This window comes from Nocardia sp. MH4 (assembly GCF_019266065.1).
Lineage (GTDB): Bacteria > Actinomycetota > Actinomycetes > Mycobacteriales > Mycobacteriaceae > Nocardia > Nocardia canadensis.
In genome coordinates, this window is the sequence record NZ_LPNR01000065.1 from 16882 (window position 1) to 38294 (window position 21413).

Annotated in this window: 24 protein-coding genes; 19 read left to right on the plus strand and 5 right to left on the minus strand. The window is 70.4% G+C overall.

Annotated elements, in window-relative coordinates; genetic code table 11:
- Window positions 1–179: 179 nt before the first annotated feature.
- From rpsP to trmD, 4 genes are read left to right on the plus strand one after another with little or no spacing between them, the layout of a single operon-like run.
- Window positions 180–617, plus strand: coding sequence for a 30S ribosomal protein S16 (rpsP, locus tag ATM97_RS05380; protein ID WP_218716827.1), 438 nt, complete (start codon window positions 180–182; stop codon window positions 615–617).
- Complete coding sequence (locus ATM97_RS05385) at window positions 617–859, plus strand: RNA-binding protein (protein ID WP_019048210.1); 243 nt, start codon at window positions 617–619, stop codon at window positions 857–859. Before rpsP ends, ATM97_RS05385 begins: the two co-directional genes overlap by 1 nt.
- On the plus strand, window positions 860–1384 hold the full coding sequence (rimM, locus tag ATM97_RS05390; protein WP_218716828.1) for a ribosome maturation factor RimM: 525 nt from the start codon (window positions 860–862) through the stop codon (window positions 1382–1384).
- Window positions 1385–1387: 3 nt separating this feature from the next.
- A complete protein-coding gene (gene trmD, locus ATM97_RS05395) occupies window positions 1388–2083 on the plus strand; it encodes a tRNA (guanosine(37)-N1)-methyltransferase TrmD (RefSeq protein ID WP_218716829.1) in 696 nt (231 codons plus the stop codon).
- Here trmD and ATM97_RS05400 read toward each other — a convergent pair.
- Together ATM97_RS05400 and ATM97_RS05405 are read right to left on the minus strand one after the other, a co-directional pair.
- Window positions 2080–2448, minus strand: a complete 369-nt coding sequence (locus ATM97_RS05400; protein WP_218716830.1) for a VOC family protein — start codon at window positions 2446–2448, stop codon at window positions 2080–2082. The two genes, trmD and ATM97_RS05400, sit on opposite strands and share 4 nt — an antisense overlap.
- A 342-nt stretch (window positions 2449–2790) precedes the next feature.
- Window positions 2791–3642, minus strand: coding sequence for a LuxR C-terminal-related transcriptional regulator (locus ATM97_RS05405; protein WP_218716831.1), 852 nt, complete (start codon window positions 3640–3642; stop codon window positions 2791–2793).
- A 95-nt stretch (window positions 3643–3737) separates the two neighbouring features.
- Between ATM97_RS05405 and ATM97_RS05410 the strand changes: the two genes are divergently transcribed.
- The 15 genes from ATM97_RS05410 to ATM97_RS05480 all read left to right on the plus strand — a co-directional run bounded on the left by ATM97_RS05410 (window position 3738) and on the right by ATM97_RS05480 (window position 19790).
- Complete coding sequence (locus ATM97_RS05410) at window positions 3738–5366, plus strand: AMP-binding protein (RefSeq protein WP_218716832.1); 1629 nt, start codon at window positions 3738–3740, stop codon at window positions 5364–5366.
- Window positions 5366–6979, plus strand: a complete 1614-nt coding sequence (locus ATM97_RS05415) for an AMP-binding protein (RefSeq protein ID WP_218716833.1) — start codon at window positions 5366–5368, stop codon at window positions 6977–6979. The genes ATM97_RS05410 and ATM97_RS05415 overlap by 1 nt, the downstream gene beginning before the upstream one ends.
- Window positions 6980–7083: 104 nt before the next feature.
- Window positions 7084–8268 (plus strand): hypothetical protein, encoded by a 1185-nt coding sequence (locus ATM97_RS05420; RefSeq protein ID WP_218716834.1) that lies wholly within the window; start codon window positions 7084–7086, stop codon window positions 8266–8268.
- Between the two features lie 47 nt (window positions 8269–8315).
- Window positions 8316–10742 carry a Tex family protein gene (locus ATM97_RS05425; protein WP_218716835.1) on the plus strand — a complete coding sequence of 809 codons (2427 nt, stop codon included), beginning with the start codon at window positions 8316–8318 and terminating at the stop codon, window positions 10740–10742.
- Between the two features lie 21 nt (window positions 10743–10763).
- A complete protein-coding gene (locus ATM97_RS05430; protein WP_218716836.1) occupies window positions 10764–11654 on the plus strand; it encodes a hypothetical protein in 891 nt (296 codons plus the stop codon).
- 164 nt (window positions 11655–11818) lie between these two features.
- On the plus strand, window positions 11819–12160 hold the full coding sequence (gene rplS / locus ATM97_RS05435) for a 50S ribosomal protein L19 (RefSeq protein WP_019048201.1): 342 nt from the start codon (window positions 11819–11821) through the stop codon (window positions 12158–12160).
- An 85-nt stretch (window positions 12161–12245) separates the two neighbouring features.
- Window positions 12246–13010, plus strand: coding sequence for a signal peptidase I (gene lepB / locus ATM97_RS05440; protein ID WP_374104830.1), 765 nt, complete (start codon window positions 12246–12248; stop codon window positions 13008–13010).
- Window positions 13011–13040: 30 nt separating this feature from the next.
- The gene (locus tag ATM97_RS05445) at window positions 13041–13745 is read left to right on the plus strand and encodes a ribonuclease HII (protein WP_308248379.1); all 705 of its coding nucleotides are present in this window, start codon (window positions 13041–13043) and stop codon (window positions 13743–13745) included.
- A gap of 46 nt (window positions 13746–13791) precedes the next feature.
- Window positions 13792–14097: a DUF2469 domain-containing protein gene (locus ATM97_RS05450; RefSeq protein ID WP_011210678.1), complete on the plus strand. Its 306-nt coding sequence runs from the start codon at window positions 13792–13794 to the stop codon at window positions 14095–14097.
- A 110-nt stretch (window positions 14098–14207) separates the two neighbouring features.
- The gene (locus tag ATM97_RS05455; protein ID WP_218716837.1) at window positions 14208–14564 is read left to right on the plus strand and encodes a YraN family protein; all 357 of its coding nucleotides are present in this window, start codon (window positions 14208–14210) and stop codon (window positions 14562–14564) included.
- Window positions 14564–16072, plus strand: coding sequence for a YifB family Mg chelatase-like AAA ATPase (locus ATM97_RS05460; RefSeq protein ID WP_218716838.1), 1509 nt, complete (start codon window positions 14564–14566; stop codon window positions 16070–16072). The genes ATM97_RS05455 and ATM97_RS05460 overlap by 1 nt, the downstream gene beginning before the upstream one ends.
- Window positions 16069–17250, plus strand: a complete 1182-nt coding sequence (gene dprA, locus ATM97_RS05465; protein ID WP_374104831.1) for a DNA-processing protein DprA — start codon at window positions 16069–16071, stop codon at window positions 17248–17250. The genes ATM97_RS05460 and dprA overlap by 4 nt, the downstream gene beginning before the upstream one ends.
- A 681-nt stretch (window positions 17251–17931) precedes the next feature.
- Complete coding sequence (locus ATM97_RS05470; RefSeq protein WP_218716839.1) at window positions 17932–18855, plus strand: tyrosine recombinase XerC; 924 nt, start codon at window positions 17932–17934, stop codon at window positions 18853–18855.
- A 264-nt stretch (window positions 18856–19119) separates the two neighbouring features.
- Complete coding sequence (locus ATM97_RS05475; protein ID WP_218716840.1) at window positions 19120–19485, plus strand: YidH family protein; 366 nt, start codon at window positions 19120–19122, stop codon at window positions 19483–19485.
- A 17-nt stretch (window positions 19486–19502) separates the two neighbouring features.
- Window positions 19503–19790, plus strand: coding sequence for a DUF202 domain-containing protein (locus tag ATM97_RS05480; RefSeq protein ID WP_218716841.1), 288 nt, complete (start codon window positions 19503–19505; stop codon window positions 19788–19790).
- A gap of 114 nt (window positions 19791–19904) precedes the next feature.
- Here ATM97_RS05480 and ATM97_RS05485 read toward each other — a convergent pair whose 3' ends face one another.
- From ATM97_RS05485 to ATM97_RS05495, 3 genes are all read right to left on the minus strand, one after another.
- Window positions 19905–20417 carry a DUF1990 family protein gene (locus tag ATM97_RS05485; RefSeq protein WP_218716842.1) on the minus strand — a complete coding sequence of 171 codons (513 nt, stop codon included), beginning with the start codon at window positions 20415–20417 and terminating at the stop codon, window positions 19905–19907.
- Between the two features lie 57 nt (window positions 20418–20474).
- Window positions 20475–20963, minus strand: a complete 489-nt coding sequence (locus ATM97_RS05490) for a M23 family metallopeptidase (protein WP_218716848.1) — start codon at window positions 20961–20963, stop codon at window positions 20475–20477.
- A gap of 193 nt (window positions 20964–21156) precedes the next feature.
- The coding region (locus ATM97_RS05495) for a hypothetical protein (RefSeq protein WP_218716843.1) at window positions 21157–21413 on the minus strand (257 nt) is incomplete at its 5' end.

A 21413-nucleotide genomic window follows, 5' to 3' on the forward strand; every position in this document is an offset into this window, starting at 1 on the left:
ATTTCGAGCGGGGTGGGCCGGTCTGGCACAATGAACAACCGTCCTTCCTGGACAGTGTCAGCCCGTCTCCGGTCACGTACCGCGCGGCGGTCACGCACTTCATGCGCGAAACCGGACCCGCAGACCATGCGGGTCGCCGAATCGCGTGGTGACCAAACTACTGAAAGAGGCAGATCAGCATGGCTGTTCGCATCAAGCTCACCCGCCTGGGCAAGATCCGCAACCCGCAGTACCGCGTGGTTGTCGCCGACGCCCGTACCCGTCGTGACGGCCGGGCCATCGAGGCCATCGGCAAGTACCACCCGAAGGAAGAGCCTTCGCTGATCGAGATCGATGCCGATCGCGTCGCGTACTGGCTGTCCGTCGGCGCGCAGCCGACCGAGTCCGTGCAGCGTCTGCTGGAGATCACCGGCGACTGGCAGAAGTTCAAGGGCCTGCCGGGCACCGAGGGCACCCTCAAGGTGAAGGCCGCCAAGCCGTCCAAGCTGGACCTGTTCAACGCCGCGCTGGCCGCCGCCGACAACGAGCCCGTCGCCGAGGCCGTCACCCCCAAGAAGAAGGCCGCCAAGAAGGACGAGGAGGCCGCCGAGGCCCCCGCCGCTGAGGCTGCCGAGTAATGACTGCCGTTGTTGCCGATGCCGTCGAACATCTGGTTCGTGGCATCGTCGCCAACCCCGATGACGTCCGCGTCGAGCTGATCACCGGCCGGCGCGGGCGCACCGTCGAGGTGCACGTCCACCCCGAGGACCTCGGCAAGGTGATCGGACGCGGTGGTCGTACCGCGACCGCGCTGCGCACCCTGGTCGCCGGCATCGGTGGCCGTGGTATCCGGGTCGACGTGGTCGACACCGACGCCTAGATGGAACTCGTCGTAGGTAGGGTCGCCAAGTCGCACGGCGTGCGCGGCGAACTCGTCGTCGAAGTGCGCACCGACGAGCCGGAACTCCGGTTCGCCCCCGGCGCCACCCTGCACGGCCGGATGCCGAAATCCGCGGCGACCCGCGACTACACCGTGAAGTCGGCCCGAGAGCACTCGGGCCGGCTTCTGGTCTTCGTCGACGGCGTCGCCGACCGCACCGCGGCCGACGCGCTGCGCGGCATGCTCTTCGTCGTCGACAGCGAATCGCTGCCCCCGTCCGAGGACGAGGACGCCTTCTACGACCACGAGCTCGAGGGCCTGCGGGTCGAGCTCACCGACGGCACCGTCGTCGGCGAGGTCACCGAAGTGCTGCATTCGGCCGCGGGCGAACTGCTGTCGGTGCGCGCCGCCGACGACGGCCGCGAGATTCTCATTCCCTTCGTCACCGCCATCGTGCCGACCGTGTCGATCGCCGATGGACTGGTGGTCATCGATCCGCCCGAGGGCCTGCTCGATCCGGAGTAATTCGTGCAACTCGACGTCGTCACGATCTTCCCGGAGTACCTCGAGCCGCTGCGTACCGCGCTGCTCGGCAAGGCCGTCGACAAGGGCCTGATCTCGATCGGTGTGCACGACCTGCGTGACTGGACGCACGACGTGCACAAGTCGGTCGACGATTCGCCCTACGGCGGCGGTCCCGGCATGGTCATGAAGCCCACCGTCTGGGGTGACGCGCTGGACGCGGTCTGCCCCGACGACGCCCTGCTCGTCGTGCCCACGCCCGCGGGCGTGCCGTTCACCCAGGCCACCGCGCAGCGCTGGTCCACCGAGCGCCACCTCGTCTTCGCGTGTGGCCGCTACGAGGGCATCGACCAGCGCGTCTTCGACGACGCCGCGCGTCGCGTGCGCGTCGAGGAGGTGAGCATCGGCGACTACGTGCTCATCGGCGGCGAGGCGGCCGTGCTGGTGATGACCGAGGCCGTGGTGCGCTTGATCCCCGGCGTGCTCGGCAATCAGCAGTCCCACCAGGAGGATTCGTTCTCCGACGGACTGCTCGAGGGTCCCAGCTACACCCGCCCGGTGTCCTGGCGCGGCCTGGACGTGCCGCCGATCCTGCTCTCCGGCGATCACGCCAAGGTGGCCGCCTGGCGGCACGAGCAGGCGCTGGAACGCACCCGCGACCGCAGGCCGGATCTGCTCCCGGAGCCGGAACTCCCGCGCTAGGCGGGCACCACCCGGGTGGTGATACAGAACGGGTGCCCCGCCGGGTCGAGCAGGACACGCCAGCGCGGATCCTGTTGCACCGGAGCTGGTTTGGCGCCTATCGCCATCGCGTGCTGTTCGCACAGATCCAGGTCGGCGTCGGCGGCCAGCTCCAGCTGCACGGCGGCGCTGCCCGGCCACTGCGGCGGGTAGTAGTCCTCGACCCGTTGCGCGGCGACCGTCAGTCCCGAGGGGAGCCGGATTCCGACGCTGTGGACGTCGTTCCACAGCACGCGGCCACCGAGCAGCCCGAGATAGAAGCGGGCGAGGGTTTCGGGGTCGTCACAGTCCAGCGAGACGCCGGCCAATTGGAAAGGCTCCGTCATCGGACCGACGCTACCGGGCCGGATCGACGTCGAGATTGTTTTGTCCCAAAGATATTCGGGTATCCGCAGGGGTAATTCGTTGTGTCATCGTCCAGGGCGAGGATTGCTCGTTCCATCCGGAACAGCTTCCGGCGCAACGGTACTCGGCCGATCGGGCGGTGTGCTCCGGCCGTGCCGCCCATGTGCCCAGTACAGACCGTGCGGCCCTGGAGGATTCGAGGCCCGGCCCGGTCGGAAGCGTCCCGGACGCGAGCCCGGGCCGGGGGGCGTACTCGGCGGCATCGTCGATCGCGGGTGCGCGCACCGGCCGTCAGGACGGCCGCGAGGGTGACCGATCACACATCAGGGCAGCAGTCCGTGGCGCCGAGCCAGCGCCACCGCTTCGTGCCGAGTTCGTGCGTCGAGTTTGGTCATCGCCTGCCGCAGATAGCTCTTGACGGTCTCGGCACCCAGTGAGAGCCGCAGCGCCGCTTCCTGATTCGTGCAGCCGAGCGCGATCTGGGCGAGGACGTCGAGTTCGCGTCGCGACAGCCGGGGCACCTCCGCCGCCGACTCACCCGCCAGCACTCCCGTCAGCCGATCGCACACCCCGGACAGTTGCGCACGCACCCCCGCGTCGCCGCTGGCCGCCGCCAGAGCCCGCAGCTCGGCGTGGATCTCGCGCAGTTCCTCGGTGACCGCCGGAGCGGCGGCAGGCGTGGGCGCCGTGAGCGCGAGCATCCTGACCCGCCGGTCCACCTCGTCGCGCACCGCGATCTCGGCGGCCAGCCGTCTGCTCGACTGCAGGATCACCTCGGTCGTGCGATCGCCGATCGGGCCGGCGCCCCGGGTGGCCGCGTACAGCACCGCGCGCGGCCGGTCGTCCACCACGACCGGCACCGCGACCACCGAGCGCAGCCCCTCGCCGCATACCGGGCCGTCGTAGTGGTGGGTGATGGTGGAGGCGCCGCGATAGTCGGCCACCGAGGCGGGCCTGCGTAGGTCCATAGCCTGGCCGCCGAGCCCGGACGTGCGCAGCACCGTGAGGCCGCGGAGCCCCGTGGTGACAGTGCCGACGAACTCGGTGAGCAGCAGGGCGTCCTCGTCGACCGCGCCGCCGAAGATCACCGGGACGTCCGCCCGGCGCGCCACCCAGCGGATCTCCGCGCGCAGGGCATCGCCGTCGCGGGGGCGCAACAGAGCAGTGGCCGGCATCGGTCACCCCTTTTCGGGGGTAGTGGCGAACGTGAGGTGTGCCACATTCTAGGACAAGACCTGGCGGCCCGGTCCAGGTGTTGAGGAGAACTGCGATGAGTACCGACCTGGACGCGCGGGTGCGCGACCTGCTCGAGTGTTACGACGGACCCGAGGCCACCGCGGCCGACCTGCTGTGTGATCGCCATCCGGCCGAGCGGATCGCGTTCACCGTCGTCGAGTCCGATCTGAGTGCGCACGATCTGACCTACGGCGAACTGCGGGAACGATCGGCCCGCTTCGCCGCGGCGCTGGCCGGGCTCGGTGTCGAGCCGGGCGACCGGGTCGCGACACTGATGGCCAAGTCCGCCGATCTGGTCGTGGCGCTGCTCGGCATCTGGCGGCGCGGCGCGGTGCACGTTCCGCTGTTCACCGCCTTCGCGCCGCCCGCGATCGGCTTCCGGCTCGCGGCCAGCCGCACGAAGGTGGTCGTCGCCGACGCCGACCAGGCGGCGAAGCTGGCCGTGAGCGCCGACATCCCCGCCGATCCGGATCGCCGCACGATCGTCGTCGGCGACACCGAGGCCCCCGACGCCTTGCGATTCGCCGACCTGCTCGCCGCGCACCGCGCCGACGACCCGCGCGCGGACCCGGTGGTCGTCGGCGGCGACGGCCTGCTCGTCCAATTGTTCACCAGCGGCACCACCGGTACCCCCAAGGGCGTGCCCATCCCCGTGCGGTCGCTGGCTTCCTTCCACGCCTACCAGGAGTTCGCCCTGGATGTGCGCCCCGAGGACGTCTACTGGAACGCGGCGGATCCGGGCTGGGCGTACGGGCTCTACTACGCGATCCTGGCCCCGCTGGCGAGTGGGACGCGCAGTCTGCTGCTGCACGCCGGCTTCTCCGCCCCGCTCACCCTGGACGTCCTGCGCCGGTTCGGTGTCACCAACTTCGCCGCCGCGCCGACGGTCTACCGCGCGCTGCGCGGGGGTGCCGTCCCCGAGGGGATCGCGCTGCGCCGGGCATCGTCGGCGGGCGAACCGCTCACCCCCGATGTCGTCGCCTGGTCGGAGCGGACGCTGGGGGTCGCGGTGCGCGATCACTATGGCCAGACCGAGCACGGCATGGTCATCTGCCACGCCTGGCACCCGGACGTCGACCGGCCCGCCCCGCTGGGCTCGATGGGCACCGAGCTGCCCGGCTGGACGTGTGCGGTGCTGGCCGACGACGCCGACGTCGAGGCCGCGCCCGGCGAGATCGGCCGGGTCGCCATCGACACCGACCACAGCCCGCTGCTGTGGTTCCTCGGCTACCTCGACGCCCCCGAACGCACCGCGAGCCGGTTCACCGCCGACGGCCGCTGGTACCTCACCGGCGACGTCGGCGCCCGCGACGCGGACGGCTTCTTCCACTTCAGCTCGCGCGACGACGACGTGATCATCATGGCCGGCTACCGGATCGGCCCGTTCGAGGTCGAGAGTGTGCTGGTGCTGCACGACCAGGTGGCCGAGGCCGCCGTCGTCGGCATGCCGGACGAACTGCGCGGCGAAGTACTCGAAGCGTTCGTCGTGCTCCGCGATGGCGCCGAGGGCGGCGCCGAGCTGACCGCGGAGCTGCAGCGGCTGGTCAAGGACAAGTTCGCCGCGCACGCCTACCCCCGTCAGGTCCACTACGTGGCGAGCCTGCCGAAAACACCGAGTGGCAAAGTGCAGCGTTTCCTGCTGCGCGGCAAGGAGATCCGCTGATGCCCGAACTGAGTTACGCCCACGGCCTGAGCGGCACCCCGCTGCTCGGCGACACCATCGGCGCGAACCTCGACCGCACCGTGGCCGCCCACCCGGACCGCGACGCGCTGATCGACCGCCCGACCGGACGCCGCTGGACCTACCGCGAGCTGGGCGTCGCGGTCGACGCCGTCGCGACCGGCCTCGCCGATCTCGGCATCGGCGCGGGCGACCGGGTCGGGATCTGGGCGCCCAACTGCGCGGAGTGGTTCCTCGTCCAGTACGCCACCGCCAAGCTGGGTGCGGTGCTGGTCAATATCAATCCCGCCTACCGCACCAGCGAACTCGAGTACGTGCTGCGGCAGGCAGGCATCCGTCAGCTGATCGCCGCACCGGAGTTCAAGACCTCGAACTACGTGGCGATGATCGACGACGTCCGGCCGAATTGCCCCGACCTGGAACAGGTCCTCATCCTCGGCGGGCCGCAGTGGCAGGAGATCGCGGCCACCGAGCCCGATACCGCGCTCCTGGCCGGGATCGCCGCGACGCTGTCGGCCGACGACCCGATCAATATCCAGTACACGTCGGGCACAACGGGTTTCCCGAAGGGCGCCACGCTCAGCCATCACAACATCCTCAACAACGGCTTCTTCGTCGGCGAACTGTGCGGCTACACCGAGGTCGACCGGATCTGCGTGCCGGTGCCGTACTACCACTGCTTCGGCATGGTCATGGGCAATCTCGCGGCCACCTCGCACGGTGCGGCCGTGGTGATTCCGGCGCCCGCGTTCGATCCGGCGGCGACCCTGGCCGCCGTCGCCGCCGAGCGCTGCACCTCGCTCTACGGCGTCCCGACGATGTTCATCGCGATGCTGGCCGAGCTCGACGCCGGTGCCACCCCGGATCTGTCGAGCCTGCGCACCGGCATCATGGCGGGCTCGCCGTGCCCGGTGGAGGTGATGAAGCGGGTCATCGACCAGCTCGGGATGGCCGAGGTGTCCATCTGTTACGGCATGACCGAGACCTCGCCGGTGTCCACCCAGACCCGCAGCGACGACAGCATCGAGCGCCGCACCGCCACCGTCGGCCGGGTCGGGCCGCACCTCGAGGTGAAGGTGGTCGACCCGGCGACCGGACGCACCCTGCCGCGCGGCGAGGCGGGCGAACTGTGCACCCGCGGCTACTCGGTGATGCTCGGCTACTGGGACCAGCCCGACAAGACCGCCGAGGCGATCGACGCGGCCCGGTGGATGCACACCGGCGACATCGGCGTCATGGACGACGACGGCTACCTCTCGGTCACCGGCCGGATCAAGGACATGGTGATCCGCGGCGGCGAGAACATCTACCCCCGCGAAATCGAGGAATTCCTCTACACCCACCCCGACGTCGTCGACGCCCAGGTGATCGGCGTCCCCGACGACAAGTACGGCGAGGAATTGATGGTCTGGCTCCGGCTGCGCGAGGGCGCGCCGCTGCTCGACGCCGCCGCAGTCCGGGTCTTCTGCACCGGCCGCCTGGCCCACTACAAGATCCCGCGCTACGTCCATGTCGTCGATGAGTTCCCGATGACGGTCACCGGCAAGATCCGCAAAGCCGAGATGCGCGAGCTGGCCAGGGACATCCTCGGCTGATCGACCGGACCCCGCCTCTCCCGGCAGATGACGTGACACGCCGCCGGATGCACGACCGGCTGATAGCGTGTCCGGCGAATCGCCGGGGGAGCCGGGGTTCTCCGATGATGGTGGGGGAGAAGGTGATCCGTCGAGCGACGATGGTGGCGATGTCGGTCTGCGCGCTGGTCGCGGCGAGTGCGGGAACCGCGGGCGCCGACCCGGGGATCGCGGTGCTGCCGAGCCCGACCGGTGCGTTCCCGGTGGGGACGACCACCCTGCATCTGGCAGACGCGGATCGGCCCGATCCGTTCGCGCCCGACGTGGCCAGGGAACTGATGGTCTCGGTGTTCTATCCGGCGACGGAGGTGGACCGGTACCCGCGCGGGCACTACGTCTCGACCGAGCTGATTCCCGGGCTGGAGCAGACGCTGGGCATCGATCTCCCCGGCGCGCTGACCCATGCCGCTCGCGGGGCGCCCGCGCGGACCGGCGACAGCTACCCGGTCGTGCTGTACACGCCGGGCGCGGGCGTCTCGCGGATCCTCGGGACCGGTCTCGCCGAGGACCTCGCCTCCCGCGGCTACGTCGTCGTGACCGTCGACCACACCTACGAAACCGGGCCCGCCGTCGAGTTTCCCGGCGGCCGGATCGTGCGCCCCGCGCCCGCGCCGAACGGTTTCGACACCGCCATCCGCGCGAAGTACATCGAGGCCAGATTGCTCGACGTCCGCCTCGTCCTCGACAGCCTCACCCTTCTCGCGAGCGGGGAGAACCCGGATGCCGAGCGGGACGCTCTGCCTTCGGATCTGGGCCGGGTGCTCGACCTCGGCCGGGTCGGTGCCGTCGGCCATTCCTCCGGTGGCTACACCGCGGTGGAGGCCATGTACGAGGACCGGCGCATCGACGCGGCCGTCGATCTGGACGGCCAGCTCGGGGTGGACGAGGCCTTCGGCCGCGCGGTGACCGAGGGCGTCGACCGACCGACGCTGGTGCTGACCAGCAGCCAGATCGAGGAGGTCGGCGACGCCAATCCCTCGCTCGACGCGTTCTGGCGGTCCGCGACCGGTTGGAAACGCCATCTCGCCATTGCGAATTCGGCCCACTACGACTTCACCGACATGCCGTGGTTGGTGCCCGGATCGGCCCGGCCGCTCGCCGCGCGGTACATCGGCACCATCGACCCTGATCGGATGGCGTTTCTCGTGCGCGCCTATGTCGCCGCGATGTTCGACAAGTTCCTGCGCGAGCGCACCGATACACCGCTGGATCGTCCCGCGAACGAGGCCGAGGTGACGGCGGTCCGCTGACCTGGGAGTCGGCCGGGTGTCGGGGAAGCGCTGTAGTCTCTGCGGTCGTGACGACAGCGCCCGAGACCGCCCGTTCGACGTCGAACGGCACTCCGACCGACAGCACGACCATCCTCGCCAGCGTGGGCAGGCGGATCGCCGACGAACTGGGGGTGCGCGAGACCCAGGTCCGCGCCGCCGTCGAACTGCTCGACGGCGGTTCGACGGTGCCGTTCATCGCGCGCTACCGCAAGGAGGTCACCGGCGGCCTCGACGATGCCCAGTTGCGTCAGCTCGACGAACGGCTCGGCTACCTGCGCGAGCTCGACGAGCGGCGCGGCGCGATCATCGAATCCATCCGGGGCCAGGGCAAACTCGACCCGGCGCTGCATCAGCAGATCATGCTCGCCGAGACCAAGGCCCGCCTCGAGGACATCTACCTGCCGTACAAGCCCAAGCGCCGCACCAAGGCGCAGATCGCGCGTGAGGCCGGGCACGAGCCGGTGGCCGACGCGCTGATCGGCGACCCGACCACCGATCCGGCCGGCTACACCGCCGAACAGCTCGAGGGCGCCCGCGCCATCCTGGTCGAGCGCTTCGCCGAGGACGCCGACCTGGTCGGCGAGCTGCGTGACCTGATGTGGAACCGCGGTCAGGTCACCTCGACCGTCCGCGCGGGCAAGGAGGAAGCGGGCGCCAAGTTCGCCGACTACTTCGAATTCAGCGAGCCGTTCCACAAGCTGCCCTCGCACCGGATCCTCGCGCTGCTGCGCGGCGAGAAGGAAGAGGTGCTCACCCTGCACCTCGAGCCCGACACCGAGGAGCCCGCGCCGGGCGAGCGCACGATCTACGAGGGCCGCATCGCCGTCGCCTTCGGCATCGCCGACCAGGGCCGCCCGGCCGACTCCTGGCTGCTCGACACGGTGCGCTGGGCCTGGCGCACCAAGCTGCAGGTGAGCCTCGGCATCGACACCAGGATGCGGTTGCGCCAGGCCGCCGAGAAGGACGCGGTGGACGTGTTCGCCGCGAACCTGCGCGACCTGCTGCTGGCCGCACCGGCGGGCACCCGCACCACCATGGGCCTGGACCCCGGCTACCGCACCGGCGTGAAGGTCGCGGTGGTCGACTCGACCGGCAAGGCCGTGGCGACCGAGGTCATCTACCCGCACAAGCCGCAGGGCCAGACCGAGAAGTCGCTGGCCGTGCTCGCCGCGCTGGTCGCCCGGTTCGGCGTGGAGCTCATCGCCATCGGCAACGGCACCGCCTCGCGCGAGACCGATGCCCTGGCCACCGAACTGATCTCGCGCATCCCCGAGAACAAACCGACCAAGATCGTGGTGTCGGAGGCGGGCGCCTCGGTGTATTCGGCCTCGGCCTACGCCTCGGCCGAACTGCCCGACATGGACGTGTCGCTGCGCGGCGCGGTCTCCATCGCCCGCCGCCTGCAGGACCCGCTGGCCGAGCTGGTGAAGATCGATCCCAAGTCGATCGGTGTCGGCCAGTACCAGCACGACGTCTCGGAGACGCTGCTGGCCCGTTCGCTGGGCGCGGTGGTCGAGGACGCGGTGAACGCGGTCGGCGTCGACGTCAACACGGCCTCGGTGCCGCTGCTCTCGCGCGTGTCCGGTGTTTCCGGCTCGGTCGCGGAAAGCATTGTGGCCCACCGCGACCAGAACGGCCCCTTCCGCAGCCGGACCGCGCTGCTCGAGGTGCCCCGGCTCGGCCCCAAGGCCTTCGAACAGTGCGCGGGCTTCCTGCGCATCCGCGGCGGCGACGACCCGCTCGACACCTCCGCCGTGCACCCCGAGGCCTACCCGGTGGTGCGCCGCATCCTCGAGCACACCGGCCGCCCGATGGCCGAGATCATCGGCAACACCGGCACCCTGCGCGCGCTGCGGCCCGCCGACTTCACCGACGAGAAGTTCGGTGTGCCCACCGTCAGCGACATCATCGCCGAGCTGGAGAAGCCCGGCCGCGACCCGCGACCGGAGTTCAAGACCGCCGAGTTCGCCGCGGGCGTGGAGAAGGTCGCCGACCTGAAACCGGGGATGGTGCTCGAAGGCGTCGTCACCAATGTGGCCGCGTTCGGCGCGTTCGTCGACGTCGGCGTGCACCAGGACGGTCTCGTTCACGTCTCGGCCATGTCGCACACCTTCGTCAAGGACCCGCGTGAGGTGGTCAAGTCCGGTGACGTCGTGAAGGTCAAGGTGCTGGAGGTCGACGTCGCCCGCCAGCGCATCGGGCTGAGTTTGCGGCTCGACGACGAGCCCGGAAAGCCCGCCCAGGGGGACAATCGTGGTGGCGGCGCACCGCGCGGCCAGGGCCGTGGTCAGGGTCGTCCGCAGGGCGGCCGTGGTCAGGGCTCGGATCGTGGACAGGCGCAGGGACGTGGCCAGGCCCCACAGGGGCGTGGCGGCAACCAGCGCAAGCCCGCGGCCGAGCCGAGCGGATCGATGGCCGACGCGCTGCGCCGGGCGGGATTCGGCGGCAAGTAACTCGACGACAGGGCGGGCGGCATGCGACGGTGGCTCGAAGACGATGTGATCGCGCACGGCCGCCTGCCCCTGTTGTGCTTCCTGCTGGGGTTCATCCTCGGTTTCGTGGTCATCCGGATCAGCGTGCGGATGATCCGGGCCAACGTGCGCTGGTGGCCGGGCAATGTCAAAGCCGGCGACACCCACATCCACCACATGGTCTTCGGCGTCATCACGGTGCTGCTGACCGGCATCGGGCTGATCGCCACCGCCGAGGACTCCACCCAGGTCACCTCCAGCGTGCTCGCCGCCCTGTTCGGGGTCGGCGCGGCGCTGGTGCTCGACGAGTTCGCGCTGATCTTCTACCTGCGTGACGTCTACTGGGAGGAGCAGGGCCGCACCTCGGTCGACGCGGTCTTCGTCGCCCTCGCGGTGACCGGCCTGCTGCTGCTCGGCGTGCAACCGGCGACCTTCCTCGACTACGACGACTTCCGGCAGTCGCGCGGCATCGGCGTCCGCATCGCGGTCCTGGGCACCCTGCTGCTGAATCTGGGACTGGCGGCGGTGGTGATCGCCAAGGGCAAGATCTGGACGGGCCTGTTCGGCATGTTCTTCACCCCGCTGCTGCTGATCGGCGCGATCCGGCTCAGCAGGCCGGGCGCGCCGTGGGCGCGCTGGCGCTACGGCAACCGGCACAAGACCATGAACCGGGCCATCGCCAGGGAACGGCGCTATCGGCGCCCGGTGATCCGCGCGAAGATCTTCATCCAGGACCTGATCGCGGGCAAGCCCGATGTCGAGCACGCCAAGACGGCGGCCGAAGCCGAGCTCGCGCGCCGGGTGGTCGCGGCACCGCCCGCACCGCCGCCCCATCCCCATCTGCTCCCGCGCAGCCGGGCCGAGGCCACGGCCGACACCACCGCGGGCGAGTGACCGGGGTCGCCCGATTTCAGTCCGGAGTGCCTGGTCTGGCACAATGAACCGGTTGCCTCGGCCGAGTTGTGTCCGTGAGCACTCCTGTTCTGAGCATGAACCGGTCGAGCGCGTCAGTGCCGCCAGGTTCCTCTGTTCGCGCAAAGAATCCGAAAAGGTGGAAAATGAACACCCTTGACTTCGTCGACGAGAAGTCGCTGCGTAGCGATGTCCCCGATTTCCGTCCGGGCGACACCCTGAACGTGCACGTGAAGGTCATCGAAGGCTCGAAGGAGCGCATCCAGGTCTTCAAGGGCGTCGTGATCCGGCGTCAGGGCGGCGGCATCGGCGAGACCTTCACGGTCCGCAAGGTGTCCTTCGGTGTCGGTGTCGAGCGCACCTTCCCGGTGCACAGCCCCAACATCGACCACATCGATGTCGTGACCCGCGGTGACGTGCGTCGCGCCAAGCTGTACTACCTGCGCGATCTGCGCGGTAAGGCCGCCAAGATCAAGGAAAAGCGCTGATCTCGCGGTAGCTGTTCGCAGCACAGAATTTTCCGGTAGCCCGGCGCTCCGACTTCGGTCGGGGCGCCGGGCTACTCTGTTCGGCGTGGCAGACGAAAGTGGGTCGGTGTCGGTGTCCGATTCGGGCGACGAAGGTGGGCGGCGCGAGCGCAAGCGCGGCGACAAGAAGCAGCGACCGTTCTGGCAGGAGCTGCCGATTCTGATCGTGATCGCGGCTGTGATCGCCGCGCTGATGGTGACTTTCGTCGGACGGCCGTATGTGATTCCGTCGCAGTCGATGGAGAACACGCTGCTGATCGGCGACCGCATCTATGTCGAGAAGATCAGTTACTACGGTTCCGATCCCGGCCCCGGCGACGTCGTGGTCTTCGTCGGCCCGCCGTCGTGGAACGGGCACTACAAGTCGGTCCGCTCCGACAACACGGTCGTGCGCGGGCTGCAGAACTTCCTGTCCTACTTCGGGCTGGTCCCGCCGGACGAGAACGATCTGGTCAAGCGCGTCATCGCCGTCGGCGGGCAGACCGTGCAGTGCTGTGATCCGCAGGGCCGGGTGATGGTCGACGGCAAGCCGCTCGACGAGCCGTACATCAAGAAGGACTACCCCTGGTTCACCGACCGCCCCAACGCGGTCTACCCGGCGGGCCGGGTGTTCGGTCCGGTGAAGGTGCCCGAGGGCAACCTGTGGGTGATGGGCGACAACCGCAACGAGTCGGCGGATTCGCGCGCCCACGTCAGCGACGATCTGCAGGGCACCGTGCCGGTGGACAACGTGCGCGGCAAGACGGTGTTCAAGATCTGGCCGCCGAGCCGGATGGGGCCGGTGAAGACGCAGAACGCGCAGGAAAACTGACACGCGACGAGACACGGGGACAATCGAACTGTGGGGCAGGATCGGACCAACTGGCCGCCGCGGGTGGTGATGCGCCGGGCCGGGGGCCTGCGCACGCTCGAGGCGGCGCTCATCCGCGGCGGCCTCGGCCCGGTGGCCGGTGTCGACGAGGCGGGCCGCGGCCCGTGCGCCGGACCGCTGGTGGTCGCCGCGTGCCTGCTGGCGCCCAAGGCCTACGACAAGCTGTCGGGCCTCGACGACTCCAAGAAACTCACGGAGGCGGCCCGTGAGGAGCTGTTCCCGGTCGTCCAGCGGTTGGCGCTGGCCTACAGCGTCGTCGTGGTGCCGGCATGGGAGATCGACTCGATCGGGATCCACGTCGCCAATATCGAGGGGATGCGCCGGGCCGTCGCGGGGCTGGGTCGCACGCCCGGCTACATCCTGACCGACGGCTTCAAGGTCCCCGGGCTGCCCGCGCCGTCGCTGCCGGTCATCGGCGGCGACGCCACCGCGGCGTGCATCGCCGCGGCCAGCATTCTGGCCAAGGTGACCAGGGACCGGATGATGGTCGAGCTCGACGGGCAGCTGCCCGGGTACGGTTTCGCGGCGCACAAGGGCTACAACACGCCCGAGCACACCGCCGCGCTCCGGCAGCTCGGACCGAGCACCGAACATCGCCGGTCCTGGCGCAATGTGCGCGAACTCGAGGTGCCCGGCGGTAGCCGAGTGGCTACTCGTGCCGCGCATGCGCGATGATGTCCACTATGAACGCGGCGCTGCTAGAAGGAGGACGGCCCACCCGATGAGTGCTGAGGACCTCGAGAAGTACGAAACCGAGATGGAACTGTCGCTGTACCGCGAGTACAAGGACATCGTCGGCCAGTTCTCGTACGTGGTGGAGACCGAACGTCGCTTCTACCTGGCCAATTCTGTCGAATTGCGGCCGCAGAACGCCGACGGCGAGGTCTACTTCGAAGTGCGGATGAGCGATGCGTGGGTGTGGGACATGTACCGTCCGGCGCGCTTCGTCAAGCACGTGCGAGTGATCACGTTCAAGGACGTGAACATCGAAGAACTGGAGAAGCCGGACCTGCGCCTGCCGGAGTAGGCGGCGCACCGCCGGCCTGGTTGTCCACAGGCCGGCGGTTGTCCACAGAGTTGTTGTTCGCCCAGGTCACCGGACCGGGCGCGACCGAGCCGATCGTCATGCTTCGACCCGTGGCAGACAAACAGGCGCTCGGCGCATACGGGGAGAAGCTCGCCGCGCAGTTCTTGCGTGAGTCGGGGATGGAGATCGTCGCCCGCAACTGGCGATGCCGCTACGGCGAACTGGATCTGATCGTCCAGGACCCGACGGTCACGGCGTTCGTCGAGGTCAAGACGCGGTCGGGCCTGGGGTTCGGCACCCCGGCCGAATCGGTCACCTTCAGCAAACAGCAGCGGATCCGTCGGCTCGCGCTGCTCTGGCTGGCCGAGCAGCAGGGCCCGTGGCGGCGGATCCGGTTCGACGTGGTGTCGGTGCTGGTCCCGCGCGGACACCGCCCCGTCATCGACCACCTGGCCGGAGCCTTCTGATGGCGCTCGGTCGCGCGTTGTCGGTGGCGGTGACCGGGGTCGATGGTCAACTGGTCGAGATCGAGGCCGATATCGGCCAGGGCCTGCCCTCGGTGAACCTGGTCGGCCTGCCCGACACGGCCCTGCAGGAATCGCGCAATCGGGTGCGCGCGGCGGTCGCCAACACGGGGGAGAAGTGGCCCGACGGCCGGGTGATCCTGGCCTTGTCCCCGGCCACGCTGCCGAAGGTGGGCAGCGTCTACGACCTGGCGCTGGCGGTGTCGGTCCTGGACGCGTCCGGTGCGGTGCCGGGGGAGCGGCTGGCCAAGACCGTGCTGCTGGGCGAGCTGGCCCTCGACGGCCGGGTGCGGCGGGTGCGTGGGGTGCTGCCCGCGGTGATCGCCGCGCGCACCGCGGGCGTGCCGACAGTGGTGGTGCCCGCGGCGGCGGTGGCCGAGGCCGGGCTTGTCGAGGGAATCGAGGTGCTCGGCGCGGTCAGTCTGCGCGCGGTGGTCGCCTGGTTGCGCGGTGAAGGCAGTCTGCTGGAACCGGACGGAAGGGTCCCCGGGGCGCAGGCGCCCAGCGGCGACCTGAGCGATGTCGTCGGTCAGGACGAGGCCCGCTGGGCATTGGAGGTCGCGGCGGCCGGCGGCCACCACCTGTTGCTGACCGGGCCGCCCGGGATCGGCAAAACGATGCTGGCGCAACGCCTGCCAGGTCTGCTGCCACCCCTGTCGGAGGCTGAATCGCTGGAGGTCACCGCGATCCACTCGATGGCGGGTTCGCTGTCGGCCGAACAGCCGCTGATGACGCTGGCCCCGTTCGTCGCCCCGCATCACTCGACCTCGGTCACCGCCATGATCGGCGGTGGTTCCGGCATGGCTCGGCCGGGCGCGGTGAGCCGGGCACATCGCGGGGTGCTCTTCCTCGACGAATGCGCGGAGATCGGCACGAAAGTGCTGGAGGCACTGCGCACTCCGCTCGAGGAAGGCGAGGTGCGGATCGCCCGGCGCGACGGTGTCGCGCGCTACCCGGCCCGATTCCAGCTCGTGCTCGCGGCCAATCCCTGCCCGTGCGCGCCGGCTCGCGACGTCGACTGCATCTGCGCGCCGCTGGCCCGGCGGCGCTACCTGGGCAAGCTGTCCGGGCCGCTGCTGGATCGCATCGATATCTGGGTGCAGATGCACGGTCAGGCGGGAGCGACGTTCGGTGACGCGCAGGTCGAGAGCAGCGCCGGTGTCGCCGCGCGGGTCGCTCGGGCCCGTGGGCTGGCCCTGCAACGCTGGAGCGCCGACGGCTGGGCCACCAATGCCGAGGTGCCGGGACATGTTCTGCGGCAGCGCTTCCGGTTGCCTCGGGAGTCGATCGCACCCATCGAGACGGCCTTGCGGCTGGGGCGGATGTCGGCCCGAGGCGCGGATCGGGCGATCCGGGTCGCGTGGACGATCTGCGACCTGCGCTGCGGGGAGATCCCGAGCGTGCAGGACGTGCTGTCGGCCTTGAACTTTCGGCAGCGAGGCGCCCAGTGAGTGGGCCGCGTGCCGCGGCGGCCGGTAATTCACCGGTGGCGTTGGACGTCGACGAGCGCAGACTCGCCTGGGTATACCTGTCGCGGGTGGTACAGGGTCCGTGCGCGCCGTTGTCGGCGCTGATCGCCTCGGTCGGGGTGTGCGAGGCGGCGCGGGCCGTGCGCGAATGCGAACTGCCCGAGGCATTGCGTGGCCCGACGGCGGCTCGGCGGGAGATCGACACGGCGGCCGACGATCTGGCGGCGATACAGCGGCTGGGCGGGCGGGTCATCACCCCCGACGACGACGAGTGGCCCGGCTGGCGGATGTTGGGCCTCGACCAGCTCGACAGCGAGCGTGACCGCGAGGGCGCGGTGCCGCTGGTGCTGTGGGCACGCGGCCCGCTCTCGCTGCGGACGGCGTCCGAACGCGCTGTCGCCGTGGTCGGTTCGCGCTGCAGCAGCGGCTACGGGGTGCAGGTGGCGAGCGAGATCGCCTGCGACCTGGCCGGGCGCGGCTGGACCATCGTCTCGGGCGCGGCCTTCGGCATCGACGCGGCGGCGCACCGCGCGGCCCTCGCCGTCGGCGGCCCGACCGTGGCCGTGCTGGCCTGTGGCGTCGACCGGCCCTACCCCGCCCAGCACGACCGCCTGCTGTCCGCCATCGCCGAGACCGGCCTGGTCCTGAGCGAATATCCGCCGGGCACCACCGCCCAGAAGCATCGATTCCTGGCCCGCAACCGGCTCATCGCCACTCTCGGTGACGGCGTCCTCGTCGTCGAAGCCGGCCTGCGCAGCGGCGCCCGCAACACCGTGAAATGGGCCCGCCGTCTCGGCCGCCCCGCGATGGCGGTCCCCGGCCCCGTCGGGTCCGCGTCCTCGGTCGGCTGCCACCGCATGATCCGCGAGGGCGAAGCCCTGCTCGTCACCCGCGCCGAAGACGTCATCGACGAGGCGGGCCCCCTCCGCCTCCCCGTCACCGATGACACCCCCGACCCTGCCGCTCACCTGCGTGGCGCCGAAGCCGACGTCTACGCGGCCCTCCCCGCCATCGGCTCCCGCCTCCCCGTGGACCTGGCCCACCAATCCGGCCTCGACGTCGCCACGGTCCGCGCTGTCCTGGTCGGCCTGGAACTCGCCGAGTTGGTCGGGTGCGATTCCGACGGCTGGTTCCGCACCCGAGGCCGGGGGTCGGGATGAAGGGGCCTCGACCGGCGTACGCCCTCCGAGACCCCGTGCGCCGGTGCGATGTGACGGCGCAACGGCACCGTGACAGCCGGGTGCGCGGATCGCGTCCTCTCGCGCACCAGACGAGATCACCGTGTCCGCAGATCGCGTCCCCCGCGCGTCAGCCGCAGCCGGTCGCGGCCGTCCGCGTAGTCGGTCGTGTCGGCCGCAGACGTCCATGCAGTCGATGCAGTGCGCCCCTGGTCGGCTCGTGCGGCCCTCGGCGACGGAAACTGCGGCGTACCGGATTCCGACCAGGCCGAACTCCCGACCTACGGCTTATCCCGCAAACACGCCCCTTCCGCCCCGCAAACACGCCTCCCTCACCCGCACGCCGCGCGACGCGGGGAATCTCACCTATTGCCAGGCTGTTGCCGCGCATAGTGATCGCACCGGGGACCGTGCCGCACGCTGCCTGAGCTGCGCGGTGCCGGTGCCGCGGATGAGCCGGGGCGGAAGTACGGAGTGCCGGGGCGACATACGGGGCGCTGCCGGCGAGGAGACCGCTGTGCGACTCGGACCGCAGGCAGTCAGCGCGAGACTACGTGCGGTGCGCCGCGCCACGTGCGTATCCGGTGAGCGGGGATGGTCGAGGGTCTGGGTCGCGCGGCGTGGTGGGTTGCGTGGGGTGGCGGGACGGGCGACGGTGGGGGAATGGATGTGTTGCCCGACGACCTGACCGCGCTGCTCACGGAGTTCGGGCGGCATCTGCGGTTGGGGCGGAATCGGTCGGCGCATACGGTGCGGGCCTACGTCGGGGACGTACGGTCGTTGCTGGAACATCTGTACGCGCGGTCGGCGGATTCGTCGGTGCGGGAACTGGATCTGTCGCTGTTGCGGTCGTGGTTGGCCGAGCTGGCGGCGTCGGGCGCGGCGCGGACGACACTGTCGCGGCGCGCCTCTGCCGCACGGACTTTCACTGCCTGGCTCACCGAGACCGGACGCCTGCCCATCGACCCGGGTCTGCGGTTGCGGGCGCCGAAGGCACACCGGGTACTGCCCGCGGTCCTGGCGCAGAGGCAGGCCGTGCAGGCGATGGACGCGGCGGAATCAGGGGCAGCCCAGCAGGACCCGATGGCGCTACGGGACCGGCTGATCGTCGAGATGCTGTACGCCACCGGCATTCGGGTCAGCGAGCTGTGCGGCCTCGACATCGACGACATCGACCGGGAGCGTGCTCTCGTGCGCGTCCTGGGGAAGGGCAACAAGGAACGCTCGGTGCCCTTCGGCGGCCCCGCCGACACCGCACTCGACGCCTGGCTCCGTGCGGGCCGACCGTCCCTGGCCAACGAGCACTCCGGCCGGGCACTGCTGCTCGGTCAGCGCGGCCGCCGCCTGGACCAGCGCCAGGCCCGCACCGTCGTCCACGAGGTCGTTTCGGCGATCCCCGGTGCTCCGGACATGGGCCCGCACGGCCTGCGCCACACCGCCGCCACCCACCTGCTCGAGGGCGGCGCCGACCTGCGCGTCGTCCAGGAACTCCTCGGTCACGCCAGCATGGCCACCACCCAGCTCTACACGCACGTCTCCGTGGAACGCCTCAAACGAGTCCACGATCAGGCCCATCCCCGCGCCTGAACGCAGGCGAGGTCGCGCAGGCCCACGCTCACTGGCGAGCGACTGCCGTGCGAGTAGGCGATTCCCGGCGTGCGGTAGTCCGCCCTGCAGTTTCCCAGCCGACGATCCCTGGCCTTGCGCGCTCGCCGGCCTGCACGACCTGGCGCGATGACGGTGAGTTCGCCACGTCGCTATCGGCCCGGTCGGTGCCAAGGTGAAGCGGTCGGCGCGTTGCCCGGCCGGTAAGCGCGCGCACGGCAAGATGGGGTCCGGAGGTGGTCGGCGATGGCATTGCCCGATGTCGGGGGTGAATCCGAGGACGGGGAAGAGGAACTCGACTATCGATTCACCCTCGCCAATGAGCGGACATTCCTGGCCTGGGTGCGCACGGCGCTCGGTCTGCTCGCCGGTGGCGTCGCCGTGCACACACTGGTCCAGCCGCTCCGCCTGGCCGGACTCGGCGGCATCATCGCCGTGAGCTGCCTGGTGATGTCCTTCGCGGTAGCGCTGGGAGCGTTCCGACACTGGCAGCGGATAGACGTCGCGATGCGCACCGGACGACCACTACCGGGCACCGTCCTGGTCCCCGTGCTGTCGGTCGGAGTCGCTGTCGTCGCCGCACTCGCCTGCCTGGCGGTGCTGCTGTCGTGACACCCTCGACTTTGGCGATGGAACGCACGGCACTGGCCTGGCGGCGGACTTCCCTGGGCGCAGCCGGTTGTGCGTTGCTGTTCGCCCATGAGGTCACGGCGGACGGGTGGCCGACGAACGCGCTGCCGATGGTTGCCGCGGCAGTCTCCCTGCTGCTGAGCTTTCTCGGATGGTTCCGAGGTCGCGCGCTCCATCAGGGCCGGGTGGAGGCCGGGCGACATGTCGTGACCGCCACCGCCGTCGCTGTCGCGATGATGGCGCTCATCGGGGTCGCCGGGGTGCTGGTCACCGGACTGATCGACTGATCAGCGAGACGGATCTCGTGGGCGAGGGCGTTCGAGAGCGACCGTGCCGTGGATCTCCTCGTGTCGCGCGCCGAGCGCGGGCACAAAGTCGGCACCGAGCGCGGGCTGTGATGCTCAGTCGCTGGTAGGCAAGGTTTTCAGGTAGCGATGGGCGAACCAGCGTTGGATCAGCCGGACGACCGGTCCGCCGACCGCCACGTACCAGGCGCCCGGGCGGGAGAACGCTGTGACCAGGCCGTACACCGTGTCGTCGGTGGGGTCGTATTCGACGGCGAACAGTTCCTCGCCGATCTCGGGATGCCCGGGCAGGGTGCCGTAGGCGAAGCCGCGGCGGTTCGGGTTGTCCAGCACGTAGACGACCCGGCACGGCGCGACGATGCCGACCGGGCCGAGACCGATGCGCACCGTCAATTCCGTTCCCGCCACCGCGGTGTCGGTATCGGATCGATGGAAGACACCGGCGCCCTTCTGGATCCCGAACGCGAGGATGTGGGTGGCGGCCCGGTCGAACAGTGCGCGGCCGTGGCCGATCGGGCGCCGCAGCTCGAACCGGTCGTAGCCCGAGGGGAAGGTGCCACGGGTGGCACCCACCTCGGGGTAGGTGAAGGGCGCTGATTCCTTTGGCACACCCCGATTGTCGTCCCGCGTTCGAGCGCGATGAACCCGGTGCGGCCGAGTGGTTCGTCACAGCGCGGGTGCCAGCGGTTTCAACCGGACCGGCACCTCGTGCAGCAGACCCAGCGGGTCGATGTACTCGCGCCGCGCGTGCTCGCTCGCTTCCCGGCGCGCACCCCAGTGCAGGCACGCGGTGGCCGGACACCCCTCGTGTCCGGCCACCAGGGTCCCGATCGGCGTGCCCCTGCTCACCCGGCTCCCCACGGCGATGTGTGCCCGCACCGGTTCGTAGGTGGTGCGCAGTCCACCGGGATGGTCGATGGACACCACCGGCTTGTCCGCCACCACACCGGCGAACACGACGATGCCGTCCCCGGCCGCCAGCACCGGCTGTCCCTCGCTGCCCGCCAGATCGACCCCGCGATGACCCGGCAGCCAGTTCCGCACCGGCTTGTCGAACCGCCGTTCCACCGTCGGCCGCGGCCGCAGCGGCCACCCGAACATCCCCTGCTCGGCCCCGCCGGCCGGTGCGCCACCGCAGGCCGGCCCCGCCACCATCACCGCCGCACAGACGACCGCCACCGCCCGCACGCGTCGCGGTAACCCGAAACTCGCGCCTGCCCGGAGGTTCGCCCGGGGCGAGCGATGTGCTCGGGCACCCCGGCTCGGTCGAGCGCTCGACCGACTCGGAACCGGCAGCACCGCTGGCTCTCCGACGACAGACGCCACCAGGCATGGGGCTCGCACCAGCTCAACGATGCGGTCGCGGCGCGGGCACACGCTGTGGCGTGATCAACGTCTGCACCAGATCGCGCAGCGCGGCGGGCAACTCCGCCGCCGATCCACCGCCTCGCACGACGATCTGCACCTCCACGGGCGCCGCCCGCCCGCGATCACCGGCCGGGCCCGCAGCGGTCGTCAGATCGCGCACGGTCACCCGAACCGGCACCGGCGCGGGCGGCGCGTCACCACGCGGAGGCGCCGCCGCCCCGTGCCGCTCGGGTGCGA